This is a genomic window from Micromonospora sp. I033, from assembly GCF_053890995.1.
The window spans coordinates 1-7,354 of record NZ_JBSSLX010000254.1 but is presented as its reverse complement, the minus strand read 5'-3'; the positions used below and the strand labels follow the sequence as shown (position 1 = coordinate 7,354).

General features: G+C 71.9%; 8 protein-coding genes and 1 tRNA gene. 5 read left to right on the top strand and 4 right to left on the bottom strand.

Annotation, left to right across the window (positions count from 1 at the left end):
• From ACW0Q9_RS27340 to ACW0Q9_RS27330, 3 genes are all read right to left on the bottom strand, one after another.
• Nucleotides 1-1,108, bottom strand: a 1,108-nt coding sequence (locus tag ACW0Q9_RS27340) for a serine/threonine-protein kinase (protein WP_456186110.1), incomplete at its 3' end; no start/stop codon positions are given.
• Nucleotides 1,109-1,346: 238 nt separating this feature from the next.
• Complete coding sequence (locus ACW0Q9_RS27335; RefSeq protein ID WP_456186109.1) at nucleotides 1,347-1,775, bottom strand: hypothetical protein; 429 nt, start codon at nucleotides 1,773-1,775, stop codon at nucleotides 1,347-1,349.
• 160 nt (nucleotides 1,776-1,935) lie between these two features.
• A complete protein-coding gene (locus tag ACW0Q9_RS27330) occupies nucleotides 1,936-2,889 on the bottom strand; it encodes a GNAT family N-acetyltransferase (RefSeq protein ID WP_456186108.1) in 954 nt (317 codons plus the stop codon).
• A 122-nt stretch (nucleotides 2,890-3,011) separates the two neighbouring features.
• On the opposite strand from ACW0Q9_RS27330, the gene ACW0Q9_RS27325 reads away from it, so the two are divergent.
• From ACW0Q9_RS27325 to ACW0Q9_RS27315, 3 genes are all read left to right on the top strand, one after another.
• Nucleotides 3,012-3,443, top strand: coding sequence for a hypothetical protein (locus ACW0Q9_RS27325; RefSeq protein ID WP_456186107.1), 432 nt, complete (start codon nucleotides 3,012-3,014; stop codon nucleotides 3,441-3,443).
• 218 nt (nucleotides 3,444-3,661) lie between these two features.
• Nucleotides 3,662-4,576, top strand: a complete 915-nt coding sequence (locus ACW0Q9_RS27320) for a hypothetical protein (RefSeq protein ID WP_456186106.1) — start codon at nucleotides 3,662-3,664, stop codon at nucleotides 4,574-4,576.
• Between the two features lie 629 nt (nucleotides 4,577-5,205).
• The gene (locus ACW0Q9_RS27315; RefSeq protein WP_456186105.1) at nucleotides 5,206-5,457 is read left to right on the top strand and encodes a TM2 domain-containing protein; all 252 of its coding nucleotides are present in this window, start codon (nucleotides 5,206-5,208) and stop codon (nucleotides 5,455-5,457) included.
• Nucleotides 5,458-5,889: 432 nt separating this feature from the next.
• On the opposite strand, the gene ACW0Q9_RS27310 is transcribed toward ACW0Q9_RS27315, so the two are convergent.
• Nucleotides 5,890-5,961 (bottom strand) — tRNA-Lys (locus ACW0Q9_RS27310).
• A gap of 112 nt (nucleotides 5,962-6,073) precedes the next feature.
• On the opposite strand from ACW0Q9_RS27310, the gene ACW0Q9_RS27305 reads away from it, so the two are divergent.
• Nucleotides 6,074-6,373, top strand: coding sequence for a hypothetical protein (locus ACW0Q9_RS27305; RefSeq protein WP_456186104.1), 300 nt, complete (start codon nucleotides 6,074-6,076; stop codon nucleotides 6,371-6,373).
• Between the two features lie 36 nt (nucleotides 6,374-6,409).
• Nucleotides 6,410-7,354, top strand: a 945-nt coding sequence (locus ACW0Q9_RS27300) for an NAD-dependent epimerase/dehydratase family protein (RefSeq protein ID WP_456186102.1), incomplete at its 3' end; no start/stop codon positions are given.

Here is a 7,354-nt window from a genome sequence, read left to right as displayed (position 1 = left end):
GGTAGTGGGCGGCGGGGGCCTGCGCGTACCCGGTGGCGAGCACCGCCACCACCGCGCCGAAGACCCCGACCGACCGGCGCAGCGCGTGCCGGCGTACCCGGGAGGGTCGCGCCACCGTGGCGGAGAGGGCGAGGGCCGCGCGGCGGCGGGCGGAGAGCGACGGCGCCGGGCCGGCCGGCCGGGCCGGCCGTGCCCCGGCGTCGGCCGCCACGTCGCCCGGGACGAACGGGGTCACCGGCACCCCGGCAGCCGCCTGCGCCGCCCGCAACTCACCGGCGAACTCCGCGACCGACCCCGGCCGCCGCGCCGGATCCTTGGCCAGCGCGCGCTCCAGCGCCACACACACCCCTTCGGGTACGCCGAGCGGGCGCAGGTCCGGCACCGGCCCGGTGGCGATCCGGCGCAGCAGGGCGTCGGTGGACTCCCCGTCGGCCGGCGCGAAGGGCGGTGCCCCGCGGATCCAGTGCAGCACGGTCGAGGCCAGCGCGTAGACGTCGGCGGCCACCGAGGCCGGCTCGCCGCGCAGCACCTCCGGAGCGGCGTGCAGCACGCTCGCGGTGACCGTCCCGCGCGGACCGGGACGCTCCGTGCCCGGACGGGCCTGGCCGAAGTCGGCCAGCTTCGGCTCCCCGTACCCGGAGACCAGGATGTTCTCCGGCTTCACGTCGCGGTGCAGGACGCCGGCCCGGTGCGCGGTCTCCAACGCGCCGGCCACCGCGATCCCGCCGGCGACGGCCGCCCGCCAGTCACCCGCCGTGCCGCGGCGCAGCCGGTCGCCCAGCGAGCCGCCCTCCTCGTACGCCATGAGCAGGTACGGATTGCCGGCGGCGGTCCGGCCGGCCTGGTGCAGGGTGACGATGTGCGGATGGTCGGAGAGGCGGCCCAGGGCGCGGAGTTCCCGTTCGAAGCGGGCCCGCGACGGCCCGGCCCAGTCGGCGGCGAGCACCTTCACCGCCACCCAGCGCGAGTAGTCGGCCTGCCAGGCCCGGTAGACGACGCCGAACCCGCCCCGCCCGACCTCGACGGCGTCGGTGCACCCGGCGATCCCCAGGTCGACGCCGGGGCCGGCGCCGGGGCGGTGCGTCACCGGCTGTTCGCTGTGGACCATCGCCGCTGAATGCTACCGACGGGTCGCGACGGCACCGGACGCTCGGGTCCACCCTCCGGCGCCGACGCCGACGGTCCGTGCCCCGAGCAGGGCACGGACCGTCGAGTGTCGCCACCGGGGCCGGCCGGACAACCGGCCGGCCCCGCCCCCCTTGTGCGGATCAGTGGTCGTGGCATCGCCGGGTGGGGGTGTCCCGGGCCGCCCCCAGGAACGGCCCGGGACGCCGGGCGGGCGAGGGTCAGCAGACCGTGCTGGTCGACCCGCCCGTCGAGTTCAGGTAGCCGGTGACGTGGGTGCAGTGCGCGGCGGTGTTGGCCGGCCGGCCCCACAGCTCGGCGCGGGTGGTGTTGCTCAGCTCGCCCACGCCGTAGTCGGTGCCGCTGTCCGACTCGTCGATGACGTGCACGTACAGGTCCCAGTTCGAATGGGTGGCCCGGTACTGCTCCCAGACGTAGATGTAGGCGTAGTTGTAGCCGCAGCCGTAGTACTGCTTCACCGACGCGGCCTGCATGCCGCCGACCGTCAGCACCCGGGTCGTGCCGATCTGGCGGACGCTGGAGCAGCTGGCCGGGGTGCTGGCCAGCGCCGGGGACGCGTCGACCACGGCCACGGCGCCGGCGGCGAGGGCCACGGTCGCGGTGGCGAGGGTACGGCGGAGCATCGACATGGAAACCCTGCTTTCTCTCAAGATCCCGTCGTCAGAGAGACAACCAGGGTCGGTACGCCGCCGACAGGTGACGAAGCGGGGAGGGTTTGCTCCCCTCGCCGGGCCGTGGCGACGGAGCAGCCAGGAGGCACCGGCCGACGCGGCCCGAACGGCGACCAGTTCAGCCGGCGGTCGTGGTCTTGATGAGCGGCGCGTCCCGCGTGAACTTCCGGAACCCGGCGCTGTAGTACAGCCCGCGTGCCGCGGGATACCCCGGCGCACCCAGGCAGGCGACCGTCGCATGAGTGGCCCCGGCCGCACGCGCCAGACGCATCCCGTGCAGAAGCATCGCCCGCCCCAGCCCCAGGCGCCGGTAGTCCGGATGCGTCCCTACCGGTTCGAACTCAACGGTCCTGTTCGCCTCGTCGAGCCACATGATCGTCGAGGACGCCATCGTTCCGTCCGGCGCCTCCACCAGGACGTGCAGGTCGCCGCGATACCCCGCCGCCCGCCGGACACCCTCGTAGCCCTCGGCCGTGTACGTCGAGGGAGCCCAGGCGTCCAGATGGGCCTGGACCGCGGCCTCCGGCCCGGCCTCGTCGGCGGTGCGGAACCGGAACCCGTCCGGCAGCACCGGCTGTTCCACGTCGGTGAGGTCCCGCTCGTTGAGCTGGGTCCAGGACCCGGTGTCGCCGAGCGAGGCCGGGTCGGTCTCATAGCCGTGCGCCGCCCAGCGCTTCAGCGCGAACTCGTCGGCGGCGCTCGGCAGCACCGTGCGCTCGATGCCCGCCGCCGTGCCGTCGTACCAGTCGATCACCTCGTCGACCAGCGCGGCGTGGTCCGGATCGACCTGATACGCCAGATAGGCGCCGCTGACGTCCCTCACCGACCCGTCGCTCCGCCGTACCTGGCGCGGAAGAACGGCCCAGCCCCACGCCACCAGGTCCCCGCCCGAGAACCACAGCCGGCGCCGCCAGCTCGCGCCGTCGCTGGCGTGCCCCTTGCCCCAGTTCCAGGCCAGCTCCCCGAAGGACGCGTCGCTGTTCACCAGCTCCGGCCGGGTGGCGGTGACGCGCTGCGCCATACGCTGCATGAGCTGTACGTCCGCGGCGGTCACCAGCTCGATGTCCGTCATGGTGGGCACTGTGTCAGGACTCCGCACAGCCTTCGAACCGTTTTCCGGGGCCGCCGCTCTCACGCCCTGATTCGTGCGAGCGGGCAGGCGCGACTCGTGCCGGGCACCGTAGGGTGCGCGGCGTGGGATACCTCGTGGAGCCTTCGGGTCGGCTGAACCTCCCGGAGTCGGATGACGTCGCTGCCGTCGCCGCGGTCAGGGCCGCCTGGGCTGGACGAGATGGCTGGTTCGACCCGGAGGTGCTACCGCCGAGCGACACACTGGCCGACATTGCGTGGGGGGCCGCGGCTTCGATCAACCGCGACGGGGACTGGATCGAGTTCGGTCACGACGACGAGGGAGACCCCAAGTGGTCGGATCAGGCCACCGCCTTCTACGTCGCGATTGCGCCGTTCGTTCGCTCGGGAGCCGTCCAGATCGAAGGTGAGGACGGTGCCCGCTGGTCCTACACCTACGGTGGCGGCCGGGTCATCCAGCAGGGCTGGAACGGTTGGGATGGAACCGTCGAACCGTTTGGCGAACCTGTCGATTTCCCCTCGCCGGGCAACCCGTAGGCGCGGAAGAAGACGGCCAAAGTTGCAGCAATGGCCCTGCTCGTGTTGGCGGACCTTCCGGTCAAGGGCCGGGTGTGCGGCTTCCGCCTGTTCGCGGGGCAGCGCCACGCGGCCCGAACTGAGACCATTGATGCCGCTCGTTGGGGCCGGCACGTCACGGGCTGCGAGCGCCGCGACGGAACGCCGTCGCGGACGCACAAGAAATCGGGGGATATCTTTTGCGCACCAGACTGTCCACTGTGCTGGCCGGCGTGCTCGGCCTGACGGCCGCGTTGTCGGTGGTGGCGGGGCCTGCCCAGGCCGCGCCCACCGGATCGACCGCCACGGTCGCCGACCGGCTCATCCTCGAGCCGACCGAGCGCGGCTACCGCGGCTCGCTCGAAGTCGACCTGACCTACCAGGGCGCAGAGCCGGGCCGCGCCACCTACGTGATCACGGAGCCGATCCCCGGTTCGTACCACAACGTCGAGTGGGGCATCACTTGCTACAGCAGTGGTGACCTGCTGCCCGACTACCGGACCCGGGTGGAGTGCGACGTGCCGGGCGGCGAGCTCGTCCCCGGCGAGCGGCGGTCCTTCACCGTCGACTTCCAGGTGCTCACCAGCGTCCAGCCGTACGCCATGAAGACCGGTAACGGCGAGTTGGCGGTCAAGGTCGGCGGCGAGATCGTCGCCGACGAGGCTTTTTCGACGCGCTTCCGGTCCACCACCGGCACGCTCGCCAACGCCCGGCCCTACGTTCAGGACACGCAGCCTGACGTGTCGGTGAGCATCACCGGCGGTCTGACCCTGGCCCGGCGGTCGGACGGATTCTTCGAGGGTCGACTGCCGGTGACCGTCCGGTACAACGGCGACGCCCCACACGACCAGGTGTGGTTCGAGCCGGTGAGTCTGCCGGATGGCGTCTGGGAGCCTTGGACCGAGGAGTGCGGCCTCAACTGCGTGCCAGGCGGCGCCTTCATGGAAGGCGAGGAGCGCACCTTCACGCTGATCTTCAGCACGCAGAATGAGCTGGAGGCCGGTGACCTGGGCGAGGGAAGCGTCGCGTTCCGCGCCCTGTCCCGCTACCAGACCGACGCCAACCCGACGGACAACGTCATCACCTTCCCGGTGACCGTGGTAGAGGCGGCCTGAGGCCCGGATCCGCACGGCCGCCCACGCCGAGGTGTCGCCACCTGGGCGTGGGCGGCACGGTCATCCGCGCCGCCATGCTCCTGCTCAAGGCACGCTTTCCAAGTCTGTCGTCCAGCGTTCACCCGCACCTGTAGCCGTACGAAGCAGCGGGGCTGAGCCCGCATGAGACTTGGCCGTATGACCTTGAACGCAGCCGAACGAGACGACAAATGAGACGGCTGCGGTCCTTCAGGCTGTCTGCTTGACCTGCTTGGGTCACTGGCGGCCGAAGCTACCTCCTCGCTGGCGACTCCGTGTGGTCCAGTGGCGTCGGCGGCGTCGCCAAGGGACTCGACTCCTCGATGCCGCTGGCGACCCAGGGCGGTCCGCGGGTCGGAGGATTCGGACACAAGCAGCTGACCGGTGCCGGACGGGGCTCAATGGGGCAGCGTTCTGGGCGTTTCTCAACCGTTTGCCGAGGTCATCTGACCCCGACGGTCGATATGGAGACGTTGATCTTCCCAATTAGCGTCATGCGCGTTCGTGCAGCCCATGGATGACTGTCCGAACACCTGGCCGTAGTGCAAGTCGACGTCGAGCGGCATTGGGCGCTTCCGCCCGATGTACCGCCGCATCCTCTAGGAGCTGATATGTCTCAGGAAACTGCCGCGCCCCAGCCGGTACTTGTGCAGGTTCGCCAGAAGTCGGTGGGGGTGGCCTACCTGTTCTGGCTGCTGTTGGGCTTCTTCGGCGGCCACCAGTTCTACCTCGGCAAGACGGGTCGGGGCCTGCTCTACCTGTTCACCGGCGGTCTCCTTTTCGTCGGAGTGGTGATTGACCTGTTCACGCTGCCGAGTCAGGTACGTCAGGTCAACACGCAGCTCGCCGTCGGAATCCGCTGACTTCGGCTGTTCGAGGGCCGGCCCGTGCAGGGCCGGTCCTCGGCGCTTGGCGCTGCAGCTCGCCGCGCCGGCCCGGCCCGGCCCCCAGGACAGCCGGCTCTACCTGGGCTGCACGGGGAGACGGGCGGCGGCATGATGGGCCGGCGGCGGTGGTGGAGGCATGGTTTCCGGGCGGACCGGTCGACGGGACATTGATGCCAGTGGAGGTGACCGCCGACGGTACACCGCTGGCGGTGAGCTGACCGACGGCAAGGTGGCCGCCTACCTCGCCAAGTACGCCACCAAGGCCATCGAGGCCACGGGCCACTCTTTCGCCGGCTCACCCCGGCCACGATCGACGACCACGCCGATCCCGAAGGCGGCCACGTCGGCTGTACCGGCCTGAATTACGGCAACAGCAGCCCCGTAAAGGGCCGCTGACCAGCGGAGGAGTGGGCCGCCAGGGACTCGAACCCTGAACCTATGGATTAAAAGTCCACAGCTCTGCCATTGAGCTAGCGGCCCGTCCGACCAGGCTACCGGAACCCGCCCGCGCCGGGCTTCCGCCTTCCCCACCTGTCGATCTTCAGACTCCCCAGCGGGCATGACAGCGCCTGCCTGGGGAACCGGGACAGGCATGAAGGCGAGCACCACGGCCGCGGTGGCGGCCTCCAGCGAGGTGGCCGGGGACGACGGCGTGCGCCGCCCCGGTGGTGAGGTGCACGCCTGGCTGCCGGGCCAGAACCAGACCGTCTGCGGGCTCCAGTTGAGCCGCACCCGGCTGCGCCGCTTCCCCCACATGCCCTTCGACTACTCGGACACCGACCTGCTCACCGAGGCCGACCCGGAGGGCTACGTCTGCCCGCGCTGCCTGGCCGCGACCCAGGGCCGCCGCGAGGGGGAGAAGGGCTGGGTGCGGACGAACCCCCGTCCGTGAGCGGTTGCTGCCCGCTTCAGCGGGTACCGCACCGGTATGCGCATCGTGATCGTGGGGGCCAGCGGCAACGTGGGGACGGCGCTGCTGCGCCGGCTGCGGGCGGAGTCCGGGGCGGAGCTGGTCGGGGTGGCCCGCCGGCTGCCCGGGCCGGACGCCGGTGAGCCGTACGACGGGGTGGAGTGGCACTCCTGCGACGTCGGGGCGCCGGACGCGGGCGAGAAGCTGGCCGTGGCCTTCGCGGGGGCGACGGCCGTGGTGCACCTGGCCTGGCAGATCCAGCCCAGCCACGACCAGCGCGTCCTGCACCGGACCAACGTGGGCGGCAGCCGCGCGGTGTTCGAGGCCGCCGTCCGGGCCGGCGTCTCCGCCCTGGTGTACGCCTCGTCGGTCGGCACCTACGCGCCCGGCCCGAAGGACCGCCCGGTGAGCGAGAACTGGCCGGCGACGGGGGTGGAGACGTCGTCGTACAGCCGGGACAAGGCCGCGGTGGAGGCGCTCCTGGACGGCCTGCAGCGGGAGCGCCCGGAGTTGCGGGTGGTCCGGCTGCGCCCGGGGCTGACCTTCCAGCGGGACGCCGGCACGGAGATCCGGCGCTACTTCATCGGCCCGCTGGCACCGGTGCGGCTGCTGCGGTACGGCCGGATCCCGCTGGTGCCGACGAACCGGCGGCTGCGCATGCAGGCGGTGCACGCCGACGACGTGGCCGACGCGTACGCCAGGGCGGTGCTGGGTGACGCGCGCGGCGCCTTCAACGTGGCCGCGGACCCGGTGCTGACCCCGGAGCTGGTGGCCCGGCACTTCCACGGCTGGACGGTGCCGGTGGCCACCCCGGTGCTGCGCGCGGCGGCGGCGCTGACCTGGCGGGCGCGGCTGCAACCGATCGACACCGGCTGGGTCGACCTGGCGCTGAACGCCCCGCTCATGTCGAGCGAGCGCGCCGAACGGGAACTGGGCTGGACCCCGAGGGTCGACAGCGTCACG